Origin of the sequence: Persicimonas caeni (assembly GCF_006517175.1) — a bacterium.
Taxonomy (GTDB): Bacteria; Myxococcota_A; Bradymonadia; order Bradymonadales; family Bradymonadaceae; genus Persicimonas; species Persicimonas caeni.
In genome coordinates, this window is the sequence record NZ_CP041186.1 from 992,740 (window position 1) to 1,016,289 (window position 23,550).

Below are 23,550 nucleotides of genomic sequence, written 5' to 3' on the forward strand. Positions count from 1 at the left end.
CGTATCCATGGAAAAAAAGCGTTCCAATCTCGTTACGCGGGTGCTCACGGCGATCGTCGCCATCCCACTCTTGTTGGCGATCATCTTTATGGCGCCGCCATGGGGCACGTTCTTGCTGGTGGCCTTCGCCGGCATGGCCTCGGTGTGGGAGTACTGCAGCATCACCTACGGCGACGAGAATCGCCTGGCCAAGGTCGTCTCGGTGCTGGTCGCCGCGGGCATCTCCGCGGTGCTCTACTTTGTGTCCGAGTGGTTCGTCGAGGCCACCGCGGTCGCTTTCTTGCTGATTTTCATCGTCTTTTTGTTCAGCTACGACGACCAGGAACGCGTCAGCCACCAGATCGGCTCGAGTATCACCGGAATCCTGTACGGCGGAGTGGTGTTGACCACACTGTCGCTGCTCGTGCGTGATGCGGGCATTGCGGGGCCCTACTGGATTTTGATGGCCATGGGCGTGACGTGGGGCTCGGATACGGGCGCCTACTTCGCGGGCCGCGCCTTCGGAAAGCACAAGCTGTACGAGGCGGTCAGCCCCAACAAGACCATCGAGGGCTCGCTGGGCGGCATCGCCGCGAGCATCGGCTTTGGGTTTTTGTTCAACTACCTGTTTTCCTTCGACGCGGCATGGACCAGCCTCGAGGTATGGCAGGTGCTGGTGATGGCGATTCCGGCCAATATCTTGGCGCAGCTCGGCGACCTGAGTGAGAGCCTCATCAAACGAGCTCACGGCATCAAGGACAGCGGAAATATCCTTCCGGGTCACGGCGGCATGCTCGACCGCATCGACGGTCTGATCTTCGCCTCGCCCTGGTTCTACATCTTCTTTACTCATTTCGTGCTCTAAAGCGGCGCCCATGCGCGCCTCGGGCGCGACGGCCAACCCGGCACACGATCGCTCATGAGTTTCGTCTATTTCATCATCCTCATCGGTGTCCTGATCTTCGTCCACGAGTTGGGACACTTCATCTTCGCCAAGCTCTTCGACGTGAAGGTCTTGCGCTTCTCGATCGGGATGGGCCCGACTCTGGTCAGCTACACCAAAGGCGAGACCGAGTACGTGATCTGCGCGCTGCCGCTGGGCGGCTACGTGCGCATGCTCGGCTACGAGCTGGGCGAGGTCGAAGAGATTGCCGACGAGGACCGCGATCGCGCGTTGATGATGAAGCCCATCTGGCAGCGCTCGCTCATCGCGCTGGCCGGCCCGGTCTTCAACCTGATTCTGCCGGTGGTCATCTACTTCGTGGCCACCATGGCCCAGGGCACCGCCCCGCCGGCGGTCATCGGCGAGGTCTTCGCCGAGACGCCCGCCGCCGAAGTCGGCCTGCAGCCCGGCGACAAGGTCGTGGCCATCGACGGCGAGGAAGTCACCTACTGGCACGAACTCTCCGAGACCATCGGCGAGTCGTACGGCCGCGAGATCGACGTCACGTTCATCCGCGACGGTGAGCGCCACGAAGTCCGCGTCGAGCCCGAGACCAAGCGCACCACCGACTTCATGGGCCTGCGCGAGCAGACCTACGGGATGCTCGGCATCCACCTGCAGCCCCACGGCACCACCGTGGGCATCTCCAACCCCGACTCGCCGGCCGCCAAAGCCGGCCTGAAGACCTTCGACAAGATCGAGGCGGTCGACGGCGAGCACGTCGAGCGCTTCGACGAGGTCGAGTCGAAGGTGCGCCAGAGCGGCGGCGAGCCCCTCGACATGGTCGTGCTGCACCGCGTGCCCGTCGACCCGGGCTACGCGCGCTTCTACGCCCAGCAGGTCGACGAAATCACCGCCTCGGCCACGAAGACCGACGACGGCTACGAGCTCGGCCTCGAGCCCGCCGAGATGTTCGTCGCCAAGGTCGAAGAGGACTCGCCGGCGGCCAAGGCCGGCCTGCAGACCGGCGACAAGCTCGTCGCTCTCGACGGGCGCGAGCACTCCAACTGGAGCCTGCTCAACCGAAAGATCACCAACGACGTCAACGAAAAGATCGTCGAGCTCCAGGAAGAAGGCGTCGAGGATATCGAGGTCGAGCCCGAGTACGAGCTCAGCTACGAGCGCGACGGCGAGACCGTCACGACCACGCTCGCCCCCGAGGTCACCAAGTTCAAGGGCCAGGGCAACCAGGAGCGCTACCGCGTTTATATCGGCTGGGGTCACATCTCCGAGCGCGTCGCCGCCCCCGAGGTCGCCTTCCCCTTCTTCCCCCGGATGGCCTACGCCGCCGAGGTGAGCGTCGAGCAGACCTGGGAGTTCTGCGAGATGATCGTCATGGGCTTCGTGCGCATGGCTCAGGGACGCGTCAGCCTCGACAACCTGGGCGGCCCGATCATGATCGGCGAGCTCGCCGCCGAAGCGGGCAAAGCCGGCTGGCAGCCCTTCTTGCAGATGATGGCGCTCATCAGCATCAACCTGGGCATCATCAACCTTTTGCCCATTCCGGTGCTCGACGGCGGCCACTTGCTGTTGTACGCCCTCGAGGCGGTCAAGCGCGGGCCTCTTAGCTACCGCACCCGCCAAATCGCCGCCTATATCGGCATCGCCATGATTGTGTTCTTGATGGTCCTGGCGTTCAAAAACGATATCGAACGCAACTGGGAAGACATCGCGGAATGGATCAACCAAGAATGAGTAGTACCGAACAGAGCTGGCGGCGCGTGCTCGCCATCGACACGGCCACGCGCACCCAATCCCTGGCCTTGATGGACGGCGAGACCGTCCTCGAGCACTCGCAGCGCAAGGTGAAGTTCAACCACGGCAGCACGCTGCTGAGCCACCTGAACCAGACGCTCGCCGAGCACAAGCTCGAGGTGGGCGACCTCGACCTCATCGCCGTGGGCGTGGGTCCGGGAAGCTTCACCGGCCTGCGCGTGGGCCTGGCCATCGCCAAGTCCCTCGCCCGCGCCGAGGATATCCCCATCGTGGGCGTCTCCACGCTCGCCGCCCTGGCCTACCCGGTGGCCATCGGCCACCAATTCGCCGCCGTCTGCCCGATGTACGACGCCCGCCGCCAGGAGGTCTACGCCGGGCTATACGCCTACGACGAGTCCCACCTGACCCAACTCGAGCCCGACCGCACCGCCTCACCGGCCGCCATGCGCCAGAAAATCCTCGAGCTGGCGAGCTCCTCGCGCCCCGTCATCATCGTGGGCGACGGCCCGCGCAAATACGACGAACTGGCCGACTGGGACATGCCCGACGTCAACTGGGAGACCCCCGACGTCACCCTCATGCCCGCCTGGGCCGACGGCCCCTCGGCGGTCGGCCTCGCCCAAATCGGCCGCCAAAAAGCCCAACACGGCCACCTCGCCGACGTTGCCTCGTTGGAGCCGAATTATATTCGGCCGACCGATGCCGAGTTGAACTACAAGGGTTGACTCTAAAAATTCTGCGATTTTGCTTGTATTCAACGCCCGCAACCGTTAATTTCCCCTCAAAATGCCATGCTCGCCAATTGATCCCGACGGCGAAGCCACTTCGTACGTGGCCGCGACATGTGTTTTTGCGGCCAGCATCACAATGAATCATTCAATTTGAGGGGAATCCCATGAGAGCAGTAAAGAAGAGCCTGCTAGCGCTGAGTTGTGCCGTCATTACGGCGGGGACCGCCTGTGGTCCGGCTACCGACGATGACACTAACAATGGCCAGTTAGAGCCTTCGGCCGACTGCAGCGAGGCGCCCGAGTTGACCCCCGAGATGGTCAACGGCGGCAAGACGCTCGCCGGCGGGTCGTGCTACCGGGTCAACACCCGTATCACCGTCAACGACGGTACGCTGACCATCGAACCTGGCGTGGTCATCGAGTTCGCCGAAAATGCTTATATGCAGGTGACCGCCGACGGGCGCATCAACGCCGCCGGCACCGCCGACGCGCCCATCTTCTTCACCGGCGTCGAGCAAATCCGCGGCCACTGGCGAGGCGTCCTCGTCGAGACGAACAGCACCGACAACGCCTTCGATCACGTCGTCATGGAGTACGGCGGCGGCGACAACTGGAGCGGCGCCGGCAACTCGCTGGTCATGCTTCGCGTGGTCGGCAAGCTCAAGATCACCAACTCCACGTTCCGCGAGTCGGCCAACTGGGCGCTGCAGGCGTACAAAGAAGCCGACCTGAGCGGCTTCGCCGACAACACCTTCGAGAGCAACGAGACCCCTGCTTGGCTCTCGCCCGACCGCGTCAGCGACATGGCCGGCACCTCCGAGTTCGTCGACAACGACAACCAGTACGTGCAGGTCAGCTTCAGCAACGGCGCCTCCATCACCGCCGACGGCACCTGGAAGGACGTCGGCGTGCCCTATCGCATCAGCGACCGCACGTTCATCAACGCCGAGTGGACGCTCGATCCGGGCGTGACCGTCGAGAACGAGGAAGAAGTTCAAATCCTCGTGAACACAGACGGCGGCGTGATTCGCGCCCTGGGCGAAGAGGGTAACCCTGTGACGTTCCGCGGCGTAGAGGCGCTTCGTGGCCATTGGCAGGGCATCGAAGTTGCCTCCAACACGGCCGACAACCTCTTCCAGCATACCGTCGTCGAGCACGGCGGCGGCTATCTGTGGAGCGGCGACCCCAGCTCCTACGGAGCCCTGCGAGTGGTTGGAAAGATGGAGATCGTCGACTCGACCTTCCGCGAGAACGCCAACTACGCGCTCAAGGCTTTCGAGCAATCCGACCTGCGCGGCTTTGCCAACAACACCTTCGAGAACAACGACGTCCCGATGTGGATCGCTCCCGACCGCGTGGGCGAGATGGCCGGCACCTCGCAGTTCACCGGCAACGACGAGCAGATCGTGAAGGTCTCGCACACCAACGGTGCCAGCGTCAGCACCGACCAGTCCTGGAAGGATGTGGGCGTGCCCTACCGCGTCGTCGATCGCACCTTCGTCAACGCCGCGTTGACCATCGAGGCGGGCGTGACCGTCGAATTCGGCGAGGAAGACGAACTCCACGTCGAGGAAGAAGGCTCGCTCATCGTCGCCGGCACCGCCGACAACCCCGTGCTGATCACCGGCGTCAACAAGGTCGAGGGCTACTGGCACGGCATCGGCTTCAAGAGCAACTCCACGGCGAACAGCATCTCGCACGCCACCATCGAGTACGGCGGCTCGAACGCCTGGAGCGGCAACACCAACAACCAGTCGACCATCTTCCTCGCCAAAGGCACGCTCGACCTCGAGTCGACCGCCATCAACTACAGCGAAGGCCACGGCATCTACATCGCTGACGGCGCCGCCATCAGCAGCTGCGAGGGCGTGACGTTCGACGGCAACGTCAAAGAAAACGTCTTCAACGACAGCTCTCCGGAAGCTGCCTGCAACCTGATTTGACGCATCGAGAATCGCGGCCCCCCAGCTCCGCCTACGGCTACGCAGGGGGCTATCAAATCGCCTAACGCCCTCCGGGCTCGCAATCCGCGGGCCCGGCTCCATCCCCACCATACGCCTCTCGCACCGTACCGCCCTGACGCTCGCGTGGCGTACACCTTACTTCTACCGATCCCCTCACCACCTGGAGCCCTTGGGCGGAATCCCCATTTGATAGCCCCCTGCGAAGCGTAGCTTGATAGCCCCCTGCGAAGCGTAGCTCGATAGCCCCCTGCGAAGCGTAGCGGAGCTGGGGGGGGACGACGTGGCGCTTTTGATCGTCATAGACGCGATCCCCACACGCACAATTGAATCCGCGCCCGAGGTAGTTTACCAAGAAGGAGGACCCATCCTCGCCTCGGGAGCCAGCGTTGAAGAAAACCACCTACATTTTCGGACTTCTGCTCGCGCTAGCCGCCACCACGAGCGCCTGCGACAAGCAAGAGAAACCGACCGACCAGGTCGCTACCGAGGAAGAGACGGCAAAGCCCGACGAGCACGCCGGCGCCCAAGGCGACGCGCTGCAGGGCGACTGGAAGGCCCACGACGTCCACACCCACCTGTCGCCCTACGCCTACCCGGTGGCGATCAAGGTGATGGACGACAACGGGCTGTACCGCATGGTGAATATGAGCGGGGGCGGAAGCCCGCGTTACCGCCAGGCGAACCTGGCCGAGGCCGACAAATTCGACGGGCGCATCGCCCTCTTTTTCAACGTCGACTGGGAAGACGTCGACGACGCCGACTTCGGCGAGTCGACCGCGGCGGCGCTCGAGACGGCGGTCGAGCAGGGCTTCGCGGGCTTGAAGATCAGCAAGGCGCTCGGCCTGGGCGTCAAGACTGAGGACGGCGAGTTGCTCGCCGTCGACGACCCGCGCCTGGCGCCCATCTGGGAGAAGGCGGGCAAGATCGGCATCCCGGTGGGCATCCACACGAGCGACCCGAAGGCCTTCTTCGAGAAGCCCGGCCCCGAAAACGAGCGTTGGGACGAGCTGAAGCTCGCGCCGAGCTGGAGCTTTTACGGCGAGGAGTACCCGTCGCGCAAAGCACTGCTCGACGCGCGTGACCGCATGGTGGCGAGCCACCCGTACACGACCTTCATGCTGCTCCACTTCGCCAACAACCCCGAGGACATCGACTACGTCGACCGGCTCCTCGACGAGCACCCGAACGTCATCGTCGACGTCTCCGCGCGCCTGGCCGAGATCGGCCGACACGCCCCCGAGAAGGTGCGCAAACTGTTCATCAAGCACCAGGACCGCATCCTCTTTGCCACCGACCTCGGCCTGCGCGCTCGCCCCACCGAGCAAGGCCTGCAGTACCGGCTGACTCTGGGCAGCATCAGCAAAAAGCCGCCCACCCTCGAGGACGTCGCGGACTTTTACGACAAGCATTGGCGTTACTTCGAGACGGACGAAGAGGCCATCGAGCACCCGGTGCCCATCCAGGGCGACTGGAAGGTCCACCCGATCGACCTCCCCCGGGAGGTCCTCGACAAACTCTACTGGAAGAACGCCGAGCGGATTATCTTTGCGCCGTGGCTCGGCCGACGAGCTGCCACTAGCGTCGCCGACCGGGCGAGCGCGCTGATCACTCAAAGCCAATGAAGATCGAAGCTGGTCGTTTCAACCTGACCTTCGAAGACGAACCCGTCTCGAAGCTGACTAAACTGAGCGGCATCGGCCCCAAGACCGCCGAGCGCCTCGAAGAGCGCGGCATCTTTACGCCCGCCGACCTGCTCTTGTTCATCCCGCGCAAGTACCGCCCGCACTACCGCCACATGCCCGGCGCCGAGATGGTCAAGAGCCGCGCGGCCCACGCCGAGTTCTTCGGCCAGATCGTGCGCGTCAATATCCCGCCCAAGCGAAGCCGCGCGCCCGTCGAGGTGCTCCTCGACGTGGGCGGCCACGAGTTCAAGCTCATCTGGTTCAACATGAACCGGCGCGGGTTTACGAGCATCTTCCAGAACGGCAAGTGGCTCGAGGTCGACGGCAAGATCGACTGGGACCGCGGGCTTCCCACGCTCGCCCACCCGAGCTTCGACGTCGTCGGCTCGTCGCCTCCCGCCCGCCCCGAGCCGAGCGTGCGCATGGAGCCGGTCTACAAGTCGATGGAGGGCATCAACGACTCGGCGGTGCTCGGCGCCATCGAGGACGCCGCCAAGCGGCTGTTGCCGCTGGCCGTCGACGTCGTCCCCCGCACCATTCGCGAGCGCCTGGGGCTGCCCACCGTGCGCGAGGCCCTCGAGACGATCCACCTGCTGCGCGAGTTCGACGACGCCGACAAGTTCCGCGACGCGCTCACCCGGGCGCGCCACCGGCTCGTCTACGAGGAGTTCTACACGCTGCAGCTCAAGCTCGCCGAGGACTATATCACCGAGCGTCGCGCGGCGAACGCGCCTCGGTGCACCGAGCGCGACCTGGGCCGTGAGTTCGTGCGCAACCTGCCGTTCACGCTCACCGGCGACCAGAAGGACGCCATCGCCACCATCGCCCGAGATCTGGGCGAGCGCGCGCCCATGCGTCGTCTGTTGCAGGGCGACGTCGGCAGCGGCAAGACCGTGGTCGCCTATATGGCCGCCGCCATCGTCATCGGAAGCGGCCGCCAGGTCGCCATGATGGCGCCGACCGACATCCTGGCCAAACAGCACCTGCGCGGGGCCCAGGAGATGTTCGAGGGCCTCGGGGTCAACATCGCCCTGCTCACAGGCTCGCAGAGCACCAGCGAGCGCAACGCGGTGCTCGAGCGCCTCGGGCCGGCCGACGGCCGCGCCGAGCAGAGCCTCTTCGGCGACAAAGACGGCCGCGTCGACCTGGTCATCGGCACCCACGCGCTGTTCCAGGACGACGTCGCCTTCGACGAGCTCGGCCTGGTCATCGTCGACGAGCAGCACAAATTCGGCGTCGAGCAGCGCCAGGACCTGCTCGCCAAGGGCGAAGACCCGCACCTGCTGGCGATGACGGCCACGCCCATCCCGCGCTCCCTGGCCCACGCGGTCTTCGGCGACCTCGACCTGACGGTCATCCGCGAGAAGCCGCCGGGCCGAAAGCCCATCCGCACCTTTTTGCGCGACCGCTCCCGCGCCCCCAAGGTCTACGACTACGTGCGCCAGCGCATCGAGGAGACCGGCGAGCAGGCCTACTTCGTCTACCCGATGGTCGAGGCGAGCGAGGCGGTCGCCGGGCGCCGAAACGTCACCGACTCCGCCGAGGCGCTGGCCAACGGCCCGCTGTCCACGCTGCGCGTGGGCATCTTGCACGGACGCATGGACGCCCAGACCAAAGACCGCACGATGCAGCGCTTCGCCGACGGCGACATCCAGGTCCTGTGCGCCACGACCGTCGTCGAGGTGGGCATGGACGTCTCCAACGCCACGGTGATGGTCATCGAGAGCCCCGAGGTCTTCGGGCTGAGCCAGCTCCACCAGCTACGCGGCCGCGTCGGTCGCGGCAGCGCCGACTCGATGTGCATCCTGCTCGCCGGCTACGGGCTCACAGACGACGCCGAAGAGCGCCTGACCTCGTTCTCGTCGACCGACGACGGCTTCGAGCTCGCCGAGGTCGACCTGCAGATCCGCGGCCCCGGCGAGTTTCTGGGCGTCCGCCAGGCGGGCCTGCCCGAGTTCCGATTCGCAGACGTATTGCGCGACGCGCACTTGCTCAAAGAGGCGCGCCACGACGCGCGCCGGGAGTTGTTGGGAGATGCCGGCTGACTCGGACGCAGGCCAATTTGGAGGCAGGCCGATTTGGACGCAGGCCCAATTGGACGCAGGCCAATTTGGAGGCAGGGCTTCTAGCCCTGGATCAACGGACGACGGCCTTGCAGAGGCTTCGGCGCCATCTATTAGGGGCGCCTGAACTGCGGCGCGGCCATTAATGAGTCGTGTCCGCGAACCACATGAGCTCAATGACGCGTGTCCGCGAACCACATGACATCAATGTTCTCGGGTCCACAAACCACATAAGCCACACCGAAGGAACACTCTAATTGCCGTTCCGCGAGGGCGCTTTTCAGCCCTCGCCCCTAATCTGGAGTTTCGCCGAATTTGTCGGCGTTTTCTTCGGTGCGAGGGCATCTTGCCCTCGTAAATTGGGCCGAAGGTAGGCCGTTTCAGGCCGCCTTGCGAGCCCCATCGGCCCCTGGCGGCGCGTGTCGGGCCAGTTGAGTTGTCTGTTTTTCGTAAACCCGGTCGTCAGACCGGGTTTGCCATAATTGTTCTTGCTCCATCTGGCGGTGAAATGCCTGGAGCATGTCGACGAAACTGATTGTCACTTTGTGCGGATACCACGGGGCCAGATAGCGCGCCCACCATATGTCTTTGAGCGGCTGACCATGGTCGAGATACCACAGCACCACAAAGCTGTAGCACAGCATTCCGAATGGAACCGTGCGCTCCGAGGCGATCGGCCGCCGCTCGATAGGAGCCTTGGGCCCGTGGATCGTCGAATCTGCAGGTTCGTCTCCTTGAGCGAATCCGTTTTGGACCTCCTCGATGCCCATGTACTGCTTGCAGTCACGGTAGCAGCTCTCCAGCGACCACCGCAGGCTCTGCGGAATCAGGACTTTGGGGCCCGAGCAGCCCGGCCGGCTTCGAAAGTAGTAGTTATCTTCGAGTCGTCCGCTCGGATCGCGAGTGATGACGACGGTCAGCACGCGATCCTTCCCGGCGCTCTTCCACTGAGCCTCAAATGTTTTGATCCAAAGCTGCAGTTGTTGACCATAGATGTAAAGGATTTGCTCTTTCCACGGCAGCTGGGGATCCTCAGCGAGCTCGGCCAACGATGGGAGCCGCTTGCCCCAGATGCGTCGGCGTCCCGGCCCCGGCGTTTGCTCGACCTTGGCATCAAAGAGAGCTGCATTGGCTTTGAATCGGCCGACCATCTCCATGTTATCGTCCAGGGCCGAAAAAACGGTCCTGTTGACGTAGTCGTTGTCGCCCACGACGACAAAATGGGCCTCGAGCCACCAGCTTCTCAAGACTGCGAGCATCTCGGCAAAAAGCTGGGGGCGGCTGCAATAGGCCTCAGGCGGACACAGCTTACGGGTGCGGTGCAGACGAAACAGCAACGGAACGGCGATGCCGCCGCTGTGCATGAAACCGACCGGGACCCAAACTGCCAGCGTCACAAATTGAAGACCCCAGCAGAATGCCGACTTGCGCACCCTCTTGCCGGTGAGGGTCGAGCGCATCGGGTCTCGATGGATTCCGGCGCCCATCACAAAGGGCCCAGTGCGCCGGCAAACAGTATCATCCACAAGCACATACACCGTTTGTCCGAGTCGGGCCTTCAAAGCCAACGCCAGCAGATGGCCGAGCTCATCCAGGCTCCATTTGGCCCGCGAAAAGAACCGATAGAATATCGAGAAATGTTTGGGCTCACCGTCCGGTTTCATCCTCAGCCCCGGCATAAAACGGCCGGCGCGCAACAGGTTACTGATGCATCGCCTAGATTCACATCGGATCCAGGCCAACATCAGGTAACTAAAGTTGTCGTAAGTCGGGGTGCTGAAGGCCGGTCGAAACATCTCGATGAGGGCTTTGATAGAGGCCATTGTCGAGCCAGGGCTTGGACGGTTGGACTGCTTGGTGTACGCAACCCTAGCAACCACCTCCAAGCCCTTCTTATTTTCATTTCGACCACTTATGCCACGTACCTACTAATCGCTGAGCATACTAGACGCGCCAACTCAAGGAGTGCCGCCTGAAAAGATGGCGAAACTCCAGATTAGGGCCTTTGGCGCTAATAGACTAGAGTTTCGCCATCTTCGACAGCGATTCTATAGGAGCCAGGGCATCTTGCCCTGGTAGATTACAAAATTAATGGCCTCTTTTGAGGCTTGTTTTAGGGATTCAAGCGGCCATTGTGAAAAGCTTTTGCTGATTCGGCCGCTCGAAGCCCAGAGACTGCAGATAATTTTCGTCGAAGCCGTGCTCAGGCGGGTTCGTCCATAATTGTTCATGCTCCATCTGACGGCGAAACGCTTGGAGCATGTCGCCAAAGCTGATGGTGGTCTTATGCCGCCACCACGGCGCTAGAAATTTCGCCCATTTCAGGTCGCGAGCCGGTTGCCCATGTGCCAGATACCACCGCACGACAAAACCATAGGCAAGCATGACAAAAGGGCCGGTGCGTCTGGATGCTCTGGGGTCGGCGTCCACGGGAGCTTGCGGCCCAGGCCGCTTTCGGCGATGGGTTTTGGCTGGCTTGCCGCGGTGGATAAAGCCGCTTTGGATGTCCTCGAGGTGCAAGAGCTGTTTGGCATCTCGAAACGTCATCTCCAGCGTCCAGCGCCGACAGATCGTCGTGAAAAAATCCTGGACTTCGGCGTCTGCTTCAGTGCGAAAAAAGCAGCGGTCGTCGTAGGTGCCGGTCGGATCGCGGGTGACGAGGATCGTCAAGACCCGTTCCTTGCCCATGCTCTTCCAGCGGGCCTGATACGTCTTGACCATCAGCGTAACCGTCCGGCCGTAGACGACAAGCTCCATGTGTTGCCAGGGGACCGAGGCGTCCTGAGCGAGTTCTTTGGGCGTCTCGAGGCGCTTGCCCCAGATGGGTCGCCGCCCACGGCCGGTGTGCTCGGGGCGTTTGTGTTGGTAGAGGGCGGCGTCAAAGCGCATCGGAGCCGTCAAAATGATGTTCTGGTCGAGCACGGCGCCGACTCTTTTGCAGGCATACTCGTCATCGACGCACAGCTCGAGTGGGCGCGTCGGCCACCAGCTTCTCAAGACCTCGAGCATCTCGACGGCGAGCTCGGTACGCCTCTTCCACTTGCCTTCGGGACAGGTCTTTTTGCTGCGGTAGAGCCGAAAGAGCACCGGAATCGCCACGCCCCTTGCGTGGACGAATGGACACGGCACCCAAACGGCGAGCACCACGAAATTGAGCCCGAAGCTAAAGCGTACACGATGCCGACCTTGCTCGTAGCTGACCTGCAGCGGGTCGTAGTGGAAGCCTGCGCCGAGTACCATGGGTCCGCTTCTGCGACACAGAGTGTCGTCGATCAAGATGGTCACCGATTCGCCAAGCCACGGCTCGAAAAGCCCAAGCATCAAGTGCCCCAGCTCATCGGTGCTCCACTTGGCACGGCTGAAAAGCCTGTAGAAGCACGAGAAGTGCTTGGCCTTGCCGCGATCAGTGGGATAGAGCTGGGGCATATGAAAGATGGCTCTGAGGCAATTGGAGATCCAGCCACGCGCCGGATTCATCAGCCAGGCCAGCATAAGAAACTGAAAGTTAGCGAAACTGGGAGCCGAAAAAGCGCTGCGAAACTGAGCGATGAGCGGAAGAATCGTCGACGTCATGATGTTTGGGAGGTGCGGGTTTTGAGACAGCTCGGTGGTTTTTGGCGAATTCACCAACCTGTCGAGAAGCCCGTTTTATTTTCCCCTTCCCGATCAACGTCTTGCGCTGCATCTAACCGATGGCCTCTCGAACCTCCGTATCAATCGTTACCGTCTGAAAAGATGGCGAAACTCTAGCCTAATAGCGGGCCTCACTAACCCGCAAGTCCATCAACGAAGCAGCCCCTAATAGCGGGCCTCACTAACCCGCAAGACCATCAACGAAGCATCCCCCAATGAAATACGCACTTCTCATCCTAGCACTCGTCCTCACCGTCACAGCCTGCCAAACCATGGGTCAGCGCACGGTGACCACCCAGGGCGACATCCCCAAAACGCGCACCTCCGGCAACCCGCTGGCCGACTGCACAAACACCACGACCCGCCGGGTCGTCGAGCTCGCCAACGACGCGCGCGATGACGAGGGTTTGAACGAGCTGTACTGCGACCGCGCCCTGGCCCGCGTCGCCCAACGCCACGCCCAGGACATGTGCGACCACAACTACCTGTCGCACACCTCCCGCGACGGGCGCACGATGGTCGACCGCGTCGACGAGGCCGGCATCGACTACATGGCCCTGGGCGAAAACGTCGCCATGGGCCAGCGCACCCCCGAGCGCGTCCACACCGGCTGGATGGACAGCGAGTACCACCGCGCCAATATCCTCAACGACATGTTCTCGCGCCTGGGCGTCGGCTACGTCGAATGCGGCGGCCAGCCCTACTGGGTGCAGGTATTTGCGAATTGAGTGCAAACACGGAAGTGAGAATTCGATGGAAGACGTAGTGACGAAGACACGCCGCTGGCTCGAAGACGCGGTCATCGGCCTGAACCTGTGCCCCTTTGCACGCGCGGTCTACGTGCGCGACGAGGTGCGCATCGCCGTCGACGAGGCCCGCGGCTTCGAGGACGCGATCCGGCGCGCCCTCGACGAAGCCGACCGGCTCCTGCAAGCCGCGCCCGACGACATCGCCACCACGCTCGTCGTCTTCCCCCACGCGCTGAGCGACTTCGACGAGTTCCTCGACGCGGTCGACGCCGTCGACGAACTCATCGAGCGCGCCGGCGCCGCGGGCATCCTGCAGCTCGCCCACTTCCACCCCCAGTACCAATTCGAGGGGACCGAGGCCGACGACCTCGAGAATTTCACCAACCGCGCGCCCTACCCCACCCTGCACCTGCTGCGCGAGGCCCAGATCAGCGAGGGCGTGGCGAGTCACCCGAACCCCGAGGCGATCCCCGAGCGCAATATCGAGGTGCTCGAGGAGTTGGGCGAGCTCGAGGTCCACAAAATGTGGGATCGGTGGTCGACGGATTGACCCGAAGGCTCGGCCGAGAGGGGGTCGACGGCACTCGAACGTCGCTGCGCGCCGTCTGACTGCCCATCGATGGCACTTTTTTGGACCTTTTGGCTCAGCTAAGACCCATGCGACGGCATTTTTTCGGCCCTCTGGCTCGAAAAAGTGCCGTGCCGGGGCACTTTTTTGTGCCTCGACCTCCAAAAAATGCCCTTCGAGGGGTGTCTGTTGGACCTTCCGTGCCAAAAAAATGCCTCCGACAGGGGGTTCGGAGGCGCGTCATCGCGTTCGAGTGCCATGCGAGGGGGGTTCGCTGAACCTCGAGGTCCGCCAGACACCCATCGAGGGGGGCGAGCGAGCCTCGAGGTCCACCAGACACCCATCGAGGGGGCTAACGATTGCTCATAAGTCCGAATGCCGGATGAGGTCGACTCGAATCCGTGAACATGAACCTGCACGTGCACGTGAACGGTCTTTTCGACTGCATTCAACCTCAAAACAGCAACTGCGCTCGAATCAAGCGCATGCGGTCACTCGAATTTTCGAGCAGTTCTCTGTCTCACTGCTGGTTTAACTACCGTTCACGTTCAGGTCTGATCATCCCACACATCTCATTTGCCGATGCGGAGCCGGGGCTTGCCCACTTGTTTTGCTAAGCAGGGGTTGGTCGGCGTTGAGGAATCGCACGCCCGACCCCAAGGCGAGCCTTGGGGCTGCACCGGCGAGGGCTCCGCGGGCAGCAAGCAGCCGCTCCGCATGCCGCAACACGGTGCCTGACACCTCGTCGACGCCACCTTGCACACCTTTGTTGATGCGCTGCGTTGACGGTCGGGGCGCGGTCGTCCCCGGCCGCCGGGGTCCGTCTCGGGCCCCGCACGTGTTCGAGCAAGGCGTGTGCCTTGCTTAAGACACGCAAGCTGGGGCGGGGACGCCCCAGGGCGGGCGGGGACGCCGCGCGCCCCGACCGGCAATCGGGTTTCACGTGATTCACTGCACGGTCAGGTCGCCCGCGTTCGCCGGCTGGTAGCCGTCGCTCGAGCCGCCGGTATCCACAAAATCGCAGTAGGTCCAGGTCTGCCCCCCGTCGCCCGAGAAACGGAATGCATAGTCATAGCTTCCCGCCGTCGACGGCGCGGTGACGTCGCCCTGGTACTCGTCGTTGTTGTTGTTGGCGTAGTCGAAGCCGGGGTTGGGCTGCACTTCGTTCCAGGTCCAGCTTGTGGCCGTGGTCGGATCGGAGCCGTCGGGGCCCACGCCGAGCTCGGCGATCAGCGTGGGCGCCGTAAAGGCGCTCGTTTGGCCGGGGGCGTCGGTCTGCCCGGCGATATACAGCTGACTGTAGGCTATGTCGGTCGCGCCCGGGGCGAGCGTCATCGTCGACGGCCACTGCAGCCCGCACCAGCCGAGGGTGTAGGTCGGGCAGTCGCTGCCGCCCACGCAGTCGCTGTCGCGACAGTCGGCGGCGCCGTCGCCGTCGTTGTCGGTTGTGTCGTCGCAGCACAGCTCGGTGGCCGGCACGCAGGCGCCCGCGCTGCACATGTCGCCGCCGGTGCAGGCGTCGCCGTCGTCGCAGCTCAGCGAGTCGTCGTTCGTGTAGACGCACGTGCCGTCGTCGCAGGTGTTGACGGTGCAGGCGTTTCCGTCGTCGCAGTCGGTGTCTTCGGTGCACTCGGGCGGCGCGGCGTCGACTTCGGCGTCCTCACCGACGTCTTCAGACGTATCGACGGCGTCGGTCGCGTCCTCGCCGGTGTCTTCGGGAACCGCCGTGTCGGAGGTGTCGGAGGCGTCGGGCGTCTCGTCTGCGTCGGAAGTGTCGGCCTGCGAGGTGTCGGTCGGCCCGGTATCGGCCGGTCCGGTATCGACTTGCGAGGTGTCGGCCTGTCCAGTGTCGGCGGGAACCTGGTTATTGGCCCCGTCATCGTCGTCGGAACACGCGGCGAGGGTCGAGCTGACGAAGAGAACAACAAGAATTCGCGTGAGTGTCTTCACTGGCTTCCCACTCCTGACGGAAATTAAAAACGTCCTTGCCCGTCAGTATCATACCACAACCAAGTGCAGACACGGAACTTTTGTACTTTAAGACTCGCATTCCGGCTGTTGAATCGCCTGGAAAGGATGCACCCGTTCTTGGTGGTTGGTTCTTGGTTCTTGGTCGATGCTTCGACGTCCTTACCAAGAACCAAGAACCAAGAACGGCTGCAACTGTCACGGAGGCTCACCGGAGCAGGCGCTTCTCGTAAGTCACAGAAGTGGTGTGCTTGCACTTAGACTCACAGCGAAGATGTCATCTCCTGGTATCGTTGCCGGTGCACGTCGCGCTCGACCACCGCCTGGTCGAGCCTCTCGATGGCCTGGCGCGCGTTTTGGGCGCGCTCTTCGGGGTTCGGGTGCGACGACAGAATGGCCGGCGGCTGGGGCTGCTTGGCGAGACGCTCGAAGAAGGCGACGTAGCCGCTGGGCGAGTAGCCGGCGTCGACCACGAACTCCATGCCCACCTCGTCGGCCTCGCGCTCGTCGTCGCGGCTGTGCTTGAGCAAGTAGCCCTGGGCGAGCAGGTCGATGGCCATCTGCTCGAGCATGCCGGCCTCTTCGCCCAACGCCAGGCTGGTGAGCGTGGAGATGCCGTAGACCGCCACCATGCGCTCGGCGATGTGGCGCTGGGTGACGTGGGCGACCTCGTGGCCGAGCACGGCGATGAGTTCGGCCTCGGTCTCGGCGGATTGGAGCAAGCCGGTGGTCACGAAGATATGCCCGCCGGGGATGGCAAAGGCGTTGATCTCGGGGCTGCGGATGACGTGAAAGTCGTAGTCGATGCCCTCGGGGCGTCCCTCGGCCGCGGCGACCACCTTCTGGCCGAGCTGCGAAACATAGCGAGACACCGGAGAGCCGGTCACCGGCTGTGACTCGGCGAGCACCTGGCGAGCCATGCGGTCGCCGAGTTGCTCCTCTTGGCGGGGCGGCAGAACCACGTTGGTCGCCGTCTCCTTGACCGACTTGCCCGCCCGTTTGAGCGCCTCACCGGCCTTCTCGAGCGACTCGCGCCCCTGCTCGACGCGCTCCTGGTCCACCTCGTCACAGCCGACCAGCCCAAGCCCAACAAGCCCCGACGCTACCAATACGACCAAAACTGCACGCAATAACCGCATAACCTCAATCCCCTTCACCACGCTCGTTCTCCGCGAGCCACACAACAAACCGTTCGACCTGCGACAACCCTTCGTCGGCCACCGCGCCCTGTTGCGAGGCGGCCTCGAAGGCCTCCCAATGTGGCCAGAACCGCCCACCATCGTAGGCGTCGACCACATCGGGGTGTAAGTAGTAATCACGACATACCGTCTCTGTATTGCCCAGCGCCTGGGCCGTCTGGCGCACCGCTTCGCGCAGCATCTCGTCGCGCTCGTCGGCGTCTTCGGGCGGTCCGTACTCCAGCAAGAACTCGGTGAACCTGCGCGTCGCGCCCCACGTGCGGAAGTCCTTGGTCGAGCACTCCATGCCGCAAATCTCTTCGAGATAAGCGTTGACCTCGTCGGCGGTCACCCGGCGCGTCTTGCCGTCTTCGAGGTAGGTGAAGACGCGCTCGCCGGGCGTCTCGTGCAGCCGGCGCACCTGGCGCGACAGGCGCCGGTCGCGCACCACGATCTCGTGCTCGACCTCGGACTTTCCGACGAACTCGAAGCGCACGCTGGTGGTGTTGACCTCGACGTGCTCGGCAAAGAGCGTGGCCAGCCCGTGCGAGCCGTGCTCGCGCAGGTACTGCTCGTTGCCTATGCGCAGCAGCGTGCGATCGAGCAGCGTGATCACCACGGCCAGCGCCCGCTCGCGGCCCACCTCATTGGCGCGCATGGCCCGGTCGCACGCCTCGCGGATGGCCGGGAGCTTGCGCGCGAACTGGACCAGGTGGTCGAATTTGACCCGCCGGCGCACCTCCTCCCAGCGCGGGTGGTAGATATACTGCTTGCGCCCGGCGGCGTCTCGCCCTGTCGCCTGCACATGCGCGTCGGGGTTGGCGGCGATCCACACGTCGGTCCAATCGGGCGGGATCGTCAGCGCCTTGATGCGCGCCTTCTCGGCCTCGTCGTGCAGGTGGCTGCCGTCCTCGGTCATGTAGGTAAACCCGCGCCCCCACCGCTTGCGCTCGTAGCCGGGCGTGGTCTCGGTCACGTAGTGCAGCCCCGCCTCTTGGGCGCAGGCCGCGTACTCGGAGATGCGATCTTCTTGCACCGCTAAACCCCTCGAATCGGGAAGGAAAGCCGCTTGTCGACGGGCGGCCTTCGCGTTCGACGCCGCCCTCTTGAATTATGGACGCGACGGCGCAGAAATCCCGCCGCGGCGATTGCGTCCCGGGCGCGGGTCAACTAGTCTCGGGGGGCGCTCATCTCCCCCGATTTTCCCGCTGACACGTGTACGCCCAAGTCGCCGTAGACATCCCCCTATTCACCGCGCTGACCTACGCGATCCCGGACGAACTCGACGGTTTGATCGAGCCCGGCCACCTCGTGCAGGTGCCGTTTCGAAACCGCTCGAAGACCGGTCTGGTGGTCTCGGTCGACGAGACGCTCGAGGACGAGTCGATCGCCTCGAAGGTGCGCGACATCGTCGATCTGGTCGACACCGAGCCCCTGCTCGACGAGCGCGGCGTGCAGTTCTTGAAGTTCATCGCCGACTACTACCTCGCCCCTATCGGGCAGGTCGCGCGCCTGGCCCTGCCGTCGTTTGTGCGCCTCGAGGGCATGAAGCACTACCGGCTCGTCGACGGGGCGAGCTCGGCGACCGTCCACGACGACGACCTGAAGGCCGCGGCGGCCATCCTCGAGGAGAGCGACGAGCCGGTCGCGGTCAAAGACATCAAAGAGCGGATCAAGGGGATGACCTTCCGGCGACTGTCCGACCTGGAGACGGCCGGGTTCGTCGAGGTCTCCTACGAGGAGAAGGACGCGCGCGTCAAAGTGCGCACCGAGAAGTTCTATCAGGTGGTCGACCCGCCCGGCGAAGACGACCGCATCGGCAGCAAGCAGGCGCGCATCCTCGAGATGCTCGAGGGCGAAGAGAGCGTGTCGCTCACTGATATCCGCGAGTCAATTTCGAGCCCGTACAGCAGCCTGAGCGGCCTGGAGGAGCGTGGGTTCATTCGCGTCTGGGAGGAGGAGGTCTACCGCGACCCCTTCGAGCAGGAGCCGGTCAGAAAGCCCGAAGAGCACGTGCTGACCCTCGACCAGCAACAAGCCCTGCAGGCGATCGGCACGGCGCGACAGGCCAACTCGTTCCAAGGCTTCGTGCTCCACGGGGTCACCGGAAGCGGCAAGACCGAGGTGTACGTGCGCGCCATCCGCGCCGAGATCGAGCAGGGAAACCGCGCGCTGGTCCTGCTGCCCGAAATCGCGCTGACCCCGCAATTCGTGGCCGTCTTTCGCGGCCACTTTGGCGAGAAGATCGCCGTGTTGCACTCGGGGCTGACCCCGGCGGAGAAATTCGACCAGTGGCGGCGCATCAAGCGCGACGAGGTCGAGATCGTCATCGGCGCGCGCTCGGCACTGTTCGCCCCGCTGACCAACCTGGGCATCATCGTCGTCGACGAGGAGCACGACACGAGCTTCAAGCAGGGCGAGGGCCCGCGCTACCACGCCCGCGACATGGCGCTGGTGCGCGGCAAGCTCGAGAACGCGCGGGTGGTCCTGGGCAGCGCCACGCCGTCGCTGGAGTCGTACCACAACGCCAAGAGCGGCCGGCTCAAGTACCTGCCGATGCCCGACCGCGTGGCCGACCGGCCGATGCCCGAGGTCGACATCGTCGACCTGCGCGACAACGACGGTGCCCCGCCCGGCCCCTCCGACGTGCTCTCCTACCAGCTCGTCGGCGCCGTCCAGGACACGCTCGCCGAAGAGATGCAGGCGATCTTGTTCCTCAACCGGCGAGGCTTCTCGCCGTGCGTCATCTGCCACGCGTGCGGCCACGTCTTCGAGTGCGTCAACTGCGACGTCTCGCTGACCTACCACCGCCGCCAAGAGTCGCTTCGCTGCCACCACTGCGACTACTCGATTCGCATGCCCGAGTCGTGCCCGGAGTGTGGCGACCAGAAGATCAACCGGCGGGGCACCGGCACCGAGAAACTCGAGGGCCACCTCAACGAGCTCTTCCCGCGCGCCAATATCGCCCGGCTCGACCGCGACACCAGCGGCGGAAAGAACCTGCGACGCACCATCAAGGCGTTCCGCCACGGCGAGATCGACCTGCTGGTGGGCACCCAGATGGTCACCAAGGGCCACGACTTTCCCGGCGTGATCACCGTCGGGGTGATCATGGCCGATATGAGCCTGAACTTTCCCGACTTTCGCGCCGCCGAGCGCACCTTCCAGCTGCTCACGCAGGTGGCCGGACGCGCCGGGCGCGGCGAAGATCCGGGGCGGGTCTATATCCAGACGTACAACCCCGAGCACTACAGCCTGCAGGCCGCGCGCGAGCACGACTTCGCCTCGTTCTCCGAGCGCGAGCTCGCCCTTCGCCGCGAGCTCGCCTACCCGCCCTTCGGCCACCTCATCGCCATCAAGTTCGAGGCGGCCAGCGAGGGGCGCTGCATCCAGGCCGCCCGCGACTACGCCACCGCCGCCAGGCGCGTGCTGCGCCAAGACGAGAAGCTCGGCCAGAGCGTCTTTATGCTGGGCCCGGCCATGGCGCCCCTGAGCCGCCTCAAGGGCAAGTCGCGCTGGCAAATCCTGCTCAAGAGCCGCTCACGCGCCGACGTGCGCAAGCTGGCCATCGCCATGCTCAACGGCGTGGCCCACTTCGAGCCCAACAAGTCGCAGCACCGCGACGTGCGTATCGTGGTCGACGTCGACCCGGTCAATATGCTGTGAGAATCCCGACGATGTAGAACGCCAAAAGCCCCCGCCGGATGCGATATCCGGCGGGGGCTTTTTGGGGTCTAGCGGGTTGGTCTAGCGGAACACGTTGGCTTACATGCCGGCGTCTGCTTCGCTGGAACCGGCGTCGGCGTCACTGCCGCCGTCTGCGGGGATCTCGCAGGTCTCGCCGCCCGTCTCTGCGACGCACGTCGCCGACTCGGCGCTGTACGAGCAGCTCAGGCCGTCGGCACACTCGGCGCCGCCCTCACACGACTCGCCCTCGGCGCGCGGCTGTTCGCAGTTGCCGCTGCCCTCGGCGTCGCACCACAGCCCCGGCTTGCACTGCATCGACTGCTGACAAGCCTCGCCCGCGGCCAAGTGGGGCGCACAGGTGCCGTCCACGCAGGTCGAACCGGGCCCACACATCTCGCCGGCGCTGCACGAAGCGCCCGCCGCCGCGTAGCTGACCGATGCCACACAGGTCGACTCGATTCCACACACCAGCCCCTGCTGGCACAGGTTGTACTGGAAGTCGCAGGCTTCGCCTTCAGCGCGCGATTGCTCGGCCACACAGGTGCCTTCGTAGGTCTGCTGGTCGTACACGCACGCCAGGCCATCGGCACAGTCGAGTTCGTCACACGACTCGCCTTCCTGAGCCATCGTCGGCTGGGGCGCGCACTGACCGTAGCAGGCGTCGGTGGCGCTGTAGTCGCAATAGCCCGTCTGGCACGCCTCGTCAGTCAGGCACGGATCTCCTTCGGCCTGCTGGGCGATAAACATGGCTTCGCAGGCCCCGCCGGCCTCGACCGCCGACTGAACGTCGGTGATCGCCGGGCAACTCGAGGCGAACGAGCGAATCGAGTTCAGACACTCGGTGGCCTTGGCAGAGTCAAACTCGATGCGGCCGGCATCGATGGCCACGGCGGTGCTATCTTCACCAGCATCGGCCATGAACAAGTCAGCCAGGTTTGCTTGGCACTCCTGCTTGTCGGCGTAGCGCCCGAGGTAGGCGATGTAGAAGGGAGCCTGCTTTTCGGGGCAGTCGTAGATCGCCGTGCAGAGCAGGTCCACATACTCATCTTGAGCGGACTGGGTGAATTCGGCGTAGGTCTGCGTTTCTCCGCCACCACCTCCGCCACCGCCTCCGCCACCACCATCATCACCACAACCGGTGATCGCGAGGCTCAACGCACAACCAACTGCAAATGCATACTTCCAGTTCATCTCAAATCTCCTTTCATTGTCGAAACAGCAACTCCAAGGGGTAACAGGATGCCCGGGGGATAACAAATTTTTGGGCAGCTCGAGGCGCTCGATGGATCGACTCAGAGCAAGTCGAGCGCGCGCGCCAGAAAGGACGCCATCTGGTCACGGGTCACGGGTGAATCGCCACAGTAACGGCCACCACCACACCCGAGCGTCACCCCCGCCTGGGCGATGTTGTTGGCGTTTTGCTCCCAGAACTCACCGTCGTCGTCGGAGAAATAGTCTCGGCTCGACTCGGGAAAGCCGAACGCGCGGTCCAAAAACGCCGCCATCTGGCCGCGCGTGATGGGATCGTTGCCGCAAAAGCCGTCGTTGCCGCATCCGTGGGAGATGCCGGCTTCGGCGAGGCGGTTTGCGTCGGCTTCGAACCAGGCGCCATCGTCGTCAGAGAAGTAGTCTCGGCCGGCAGCCGGAAGGGAGAGCGCGCGGCTCAAGAAGACCGCCATTTGGCCGCGCGTGACCTCCGCGCTGGGGCAGTACAGCGGGCGAAGCCCTCCCTCGCACCCCTGGGTGATGCCCTCGCGGTAGATGGCCTCGATCGCCGGTTCGTGGGGATTGCCGTCGTCGTCGGCGAACGTGCCGTCGAAGCTTCCGTACATCTTCTCGATGCCGGCGATGTCTCCGGCGCTCAGTCCCGAGCGATTGCTGCTGAACGTCGAGCCATCCGAGCGGCGCACGATCGTCGGCTCGCCGTTTTCGGAGAAGGCGTACGAGTCGTAGTGCATGATCGAGCCGAGATCGTACGCACCGATGTCGAGTCCGCCGTAGCCCTTATCGGCGTAGGTCTCGAAGGCGTAATGCTTGTCGTCGGGGATATTCTCCCAGAGGATGCGCACGTGGTCATCGCGGTCGGCGCGCGATTGCTCGTGCCACAACCCCACCGTGTGCCCAATCTCGTGGATCACCGAGCCGGTCGTGCAGTTCTCGTCGAGCCACACATGCTGCTGAGAGCCCGTGCGCCCGACGGTCGCCAGGCAGACGCCGTCGCGCGGTGCGAAGGTCACGTAGGCAGCTTCGTCGGTGCGCTCGACGAAGTCGACCGGGGTATGCTGCTCCCAGTGCGCGATGGCGTCGTGCACTCGCGCCTGATCAGTCAGGTTGGGGTCGATGGTGTACGGAACGCGAGCGTCGGGCCAAAAGGCCGCGCTCTCGCGAGAGGCGAGTTCCTGGACCCGAATACGGTACGGCCCCACTTCGTCGGGATCGATTTCTTGGAGGAGAGACGGCTGGAGGAGCATGTCGCCTTCGGCGACGAGAAGCCCGTCGACCTCTCGATAGGCAACCATCCGCCACGGCACCGCCGGCTCTCCGGCGGCGTTGGGCTTCATGACCACGCCGTAGCGAATGTCCTGGCCCGCCGCGTCCGTTTGGTCGGACTGCGGCGGACCACATGCGACGACAGCAAGGCTGAAAAGGGCGAGCGCAATTGTAGTCTTCGAGCAACACATGCGCTCTG

General features: G+C 64.0%; 16 protein-coding genes. 9 read left to right on the forward strand and 7 right to left on the reverse strand.

Translation table 11 applies throughout. The features are described 5' to 3' along the window. The first annotated feature begins 7 nt into the window (after window positions 1-7). The 6 genes from FIV42_RS03750 to FIV42_RS03775 all read left to right on the forward strand — a co-directional run bounded on the left by FIV42_RS03750 (window position 8) and on the right by FIV42_RS03775 (window position 9,060). Window positions 8-844 carry a phosphatidate cytidylyltransferase gene (locus FIV42_RS03750; protein WP_141196382.1) on the forward strand — a complete coding sequence of 279 codons (837 nt, stop codon included), beginning with the start codon at window positions 8-10 and terminating at the stop codon, window positions 842-844. A gap of 54 nt (window positions 845-898) precedes the next feature. Continuing rightward, window positions 899-2,617, forward strand: coding sequence for an RIP metalloprotease RseP (gene rseP, locus FIV42_RS03755; RefSeq protein ID WP_141196383.1), 1,719 nt, complete (start codon window positions 899-901; stop codon window positions 2,615-2,617). Beyond that, the gene (tsaB, locus tag FIV42_RS03760) at window positions 2,614-3,363 is read left to right on the forward strand and encodes a tRNA (adenosine(37)-N6)-threonylcarbamoyltransferase complex dimerization subunit type 1 TsaB (RefSeq protein ID WP_168210382.1); all 750 of its coding nucleotides are present in this window, start codon (window positions 2,614-2,616) and stop codon (window positions 3,361-3,363) included. The genes rseP and tsaB overlap by 4 nt, the downstream gene beginning before the upstream one ends. A gap of 170 nt (window positions 3,364-3,533) precedes the next feature. Further along, window positions 3,534-5,312, forward strand: a complete 1,779-nt coding sequence (locus FIV42_RS03765; protein ID WP_141196385.1) for a hypothetical protein — start codon at window positions 3,534-3,536, stop codon at window positions 5,310-5,312. A 407-nt stretch (window positions 5,313-5,719) separates the two neighbouring features. Then, window positions 5,720-6,955: an amidohydrolase family protein gene (locus FIV42_RS03770; RefSeq protein ID WP_141196386.1), complete on the forward strand. Its 1,236-nt coding sequence runs from the start codon at window positions 5,720-5,722 to the stop codon at window positions 6,953-6,955. After that, entirely contained in the window at window positions 6,952-9,060 is a 2,109-nt protein-coding gene (locus tag FIV42_RS03775; RefSeq protein WP_141196387.1) for an ATP-dependent DNA helicase RecG, read from the forward strand. Before FIV42_RS03770 ends, FIV42_RS03775 begins: the two co-directional genes overlap by 4 nt. Before the next feature lie 398 nt (window positions 9,061-9,458). Here the strand turns inward: FIV42_RS03775 and FIV42_RS03780 are convergent, their stop codons facing one another. Further along, entirely contained in the window at window positions 9,459-10,901 is a 1,443-nt protein-coding gene (locus FIV42_RS03780; protein WP_146983763.1) for an IS701 family transposase, read from the reverse strand. A gap of 298 nt (window positions 10,902-11,199) precedes the next feature. Then, complete coding sequence (locus FIV42_RS03785) at window positions 11,200-12,651, reverse strand: IS701 family transposase (protein ID WP_449304753.1); 1,452 nt, start codon at window positions 12,649-12,651, stop codon at window positions 11,200-11,202. A 275-nt stretch (window positions 12,652-12,926) separates the two neighbouring features. On the opposite strand from FIV42_RS03785, the gene FIV42_RS03790 reads away from it, so the two are divergent. Together FIV42_RS03790 and FIV42_RS03795 are read left to right on the forward strand one after the other, a co-directional pair. Beyond that, window positions 12,927-13,439: a CAP domain-containing protein gene (locus FIV42_RS03790; protein WP_141196390.1), complete on the forward strand. Its 513-nt coding sequence runs from the start codon at window positions 12,927-12,929 to the stop codon at window positions 13,437-13,439. 37 nt (window positions 13,440-13,476) lie between these two features. Beyond that, on the forward strand, window positions 13,477-14,010 hold the full coding sequence (locus tag FIV42_RS03795; protein WP_222615369.1) for a DUF1415 domain-containing protein: 534 nt from the start codon (window positions 13,477-13,479) through the stop codon (window positions 14,008-14,010). A 966-nt stretch (window positions 14,011-14,976) separates the two neighbouring features. Here FIV42_RS03795 and FIV42_RS03800 read toward each other — a convergent pair. The 3 genes from FIV42_RS03800 to FIV42_RS03810 form a co-directional block, all read right to left on the reverse strand. Continuing rightward, window positions 14,977-15,978: a hypothetical protein gene (locus FIV42_RS03800; RefSeq protein WP_141196392.1), complete on the reverse strand. Its 1,002-nt coding sequence runs from the start codon at window positions 15,976-15,978 to the stop codon at window positions 14,977-14,979. Between the two features lie 281 nt (window positions 15,979-16,259). After that, window positions 16,260-17,135: a M48 family metallopeptidase gene (locus FIV42_RS03805; RefSeq protein WP_168210385.1), complete on the reverse strand. Its 876-nt coding sequence runs from the start codon at window positions 17,133-17,135 to the stop codon at window positions 16,260-16,262. Between the two features lie 4 nt (window positions 17,136-17,139). After that, the gene (locus FIV42_RS03810; protein ID WP_141196394.1) at window positions 17,140-18,210 is read right to left on the reverse strand and encodes a DNA topoisomerase IB; all 1,071 of its coding nucleotides are present in this window, start codon (window positions 18,208-18,210) and stop codon (window positions 17,140-17,142) included. Window positions 18,211-18,389: 179 nt separating this feature from the next. Here FIV42_RS03810 and priA point away from each other — a divergent pair, with 179 nt between their 5' ends. Then, window positions 18,390-20,840: a primosomal protein N' gene (priA, locus tag FIV42_RS03815; protein WP_141196395.1), complete on the forward strand. Its 2,451-nt coding sequence runs from the start codon at window positions 18,390-18,392 to the stop codon at window positions 20,838-20,840. 99 nt (window positions 20,841-20,939) lie between these two features. Here priA and FIV42_RS03820 read toward each other — a convergent pair whose 3' ends face one another. Further along, on the reverse strand, window positions 20,940-22,052 hold the full coding sequence (locus FIV42_RS03820) for a hypothetical protein (protein WP_141196396.1): 1,113 nt from the start codon (window positions 22,050-22,052) through the stop codon (window positions 20,940-20,942). Between the two features lie 101 nt (window positions 22,053-22,153). Then, window positions 22,154-23,542 (reverse strand): M12 family metallopeptidase, encoded by a 1,389-nt coding sequence (locus FIV42_RS03825; protein WP_141196397.1) that lies wholly within the window; start codon window positions 23,540-23,542, stop codon window positions 22,154-22,156. Window positions 23,543-23,550 lie beyond the last annotated feature (8 nt).

What these genes read in the sequence shown, in the direction of transcription:
- FIV42_RS03825 (WP_141196397.1), bottom strand. Translation starts at nt 23,542, where the DNA reads ATGTGTTGCTCGAAGACTACAATTGCGCTCGCCCTTTTCAGCCTTGCT.
- FIV42_RS03780 (WP_146983763.1), bottom strand. Translation starts at nt 10,901, where the DNA reads ATGGCCTCTATCAAAGCCCTCATCGAGATGTTTCGACCGGCCTTCAGC.
- FIV42_RS03785 (WP_449304753.1), bottom strand. Translation starts at nt 12,651, where the DNA reads ATGACGTCGACGATTCTTCCGCTCATCGCTCAGTTTCGCAGCGCTTTT.
- FIV42_RS03775 (WP_141196387.1), top strand. Translation starts at nt 6,952, where the DNA reads ATGAAGATCGAAGCTGGTCGTTTCAACCTGACCTTCGAAGACGAACCC.
- FIV42_RS03750 (WP_141196382.1), top strand. Translation starts at nt 8, where the DNA reads ATGGAAAAAAAGCGTTCCAATCTCGTTACGCGGGTGCTCACGGCGATC.
- tsaB (WP_168210382.1), top strand. Translation starts at nt 2,614, where the DNA reads ATGAGTAGTACCGAACAGAGCTGGCGGCGCGTGCTCGCCATCGACACG.
- FIV42_RS03765 (WP_141196385.1), top strand. Translation starts at nt 3,534, where the DNA reads ATGAGAGCAGTAAAGAAGAGCCTGCTAGCGCTGAGTTGTGCCGTCATT.
- FIV42_RS03820 (WP_141196396.1), bottom strand. Translation starts at nt 22,052, where the DNA reads ATGAACTGGAAGTATGCATTTGCAGTTGGTTGTGCGTTGAGCCTCGCG.
- FIV42_RS03805 (WP_168210385.1), bottom strand. Translation starts at nt 17,135, where the DNA reads ATGCGGTTATTGCGTGCAGTTTTGGTCGTATTGGTAGCGTCGGGGCTT.
- rseP (WP_141196383.1), top strand. Translation starts at nt 899, where the DNA reads ATGAGTTTCGTCTATTTCATCATCCTCATCGGTGTCCTGATCTTCGTC.
- FIV42_RS03790 (WP_141196390.1), top strand. Translation starts at nt 12,927, where the DNA reads ATGAAATACGCACTTCTCATCCTAGCACTCGTCCTCACCGTCACAGCC.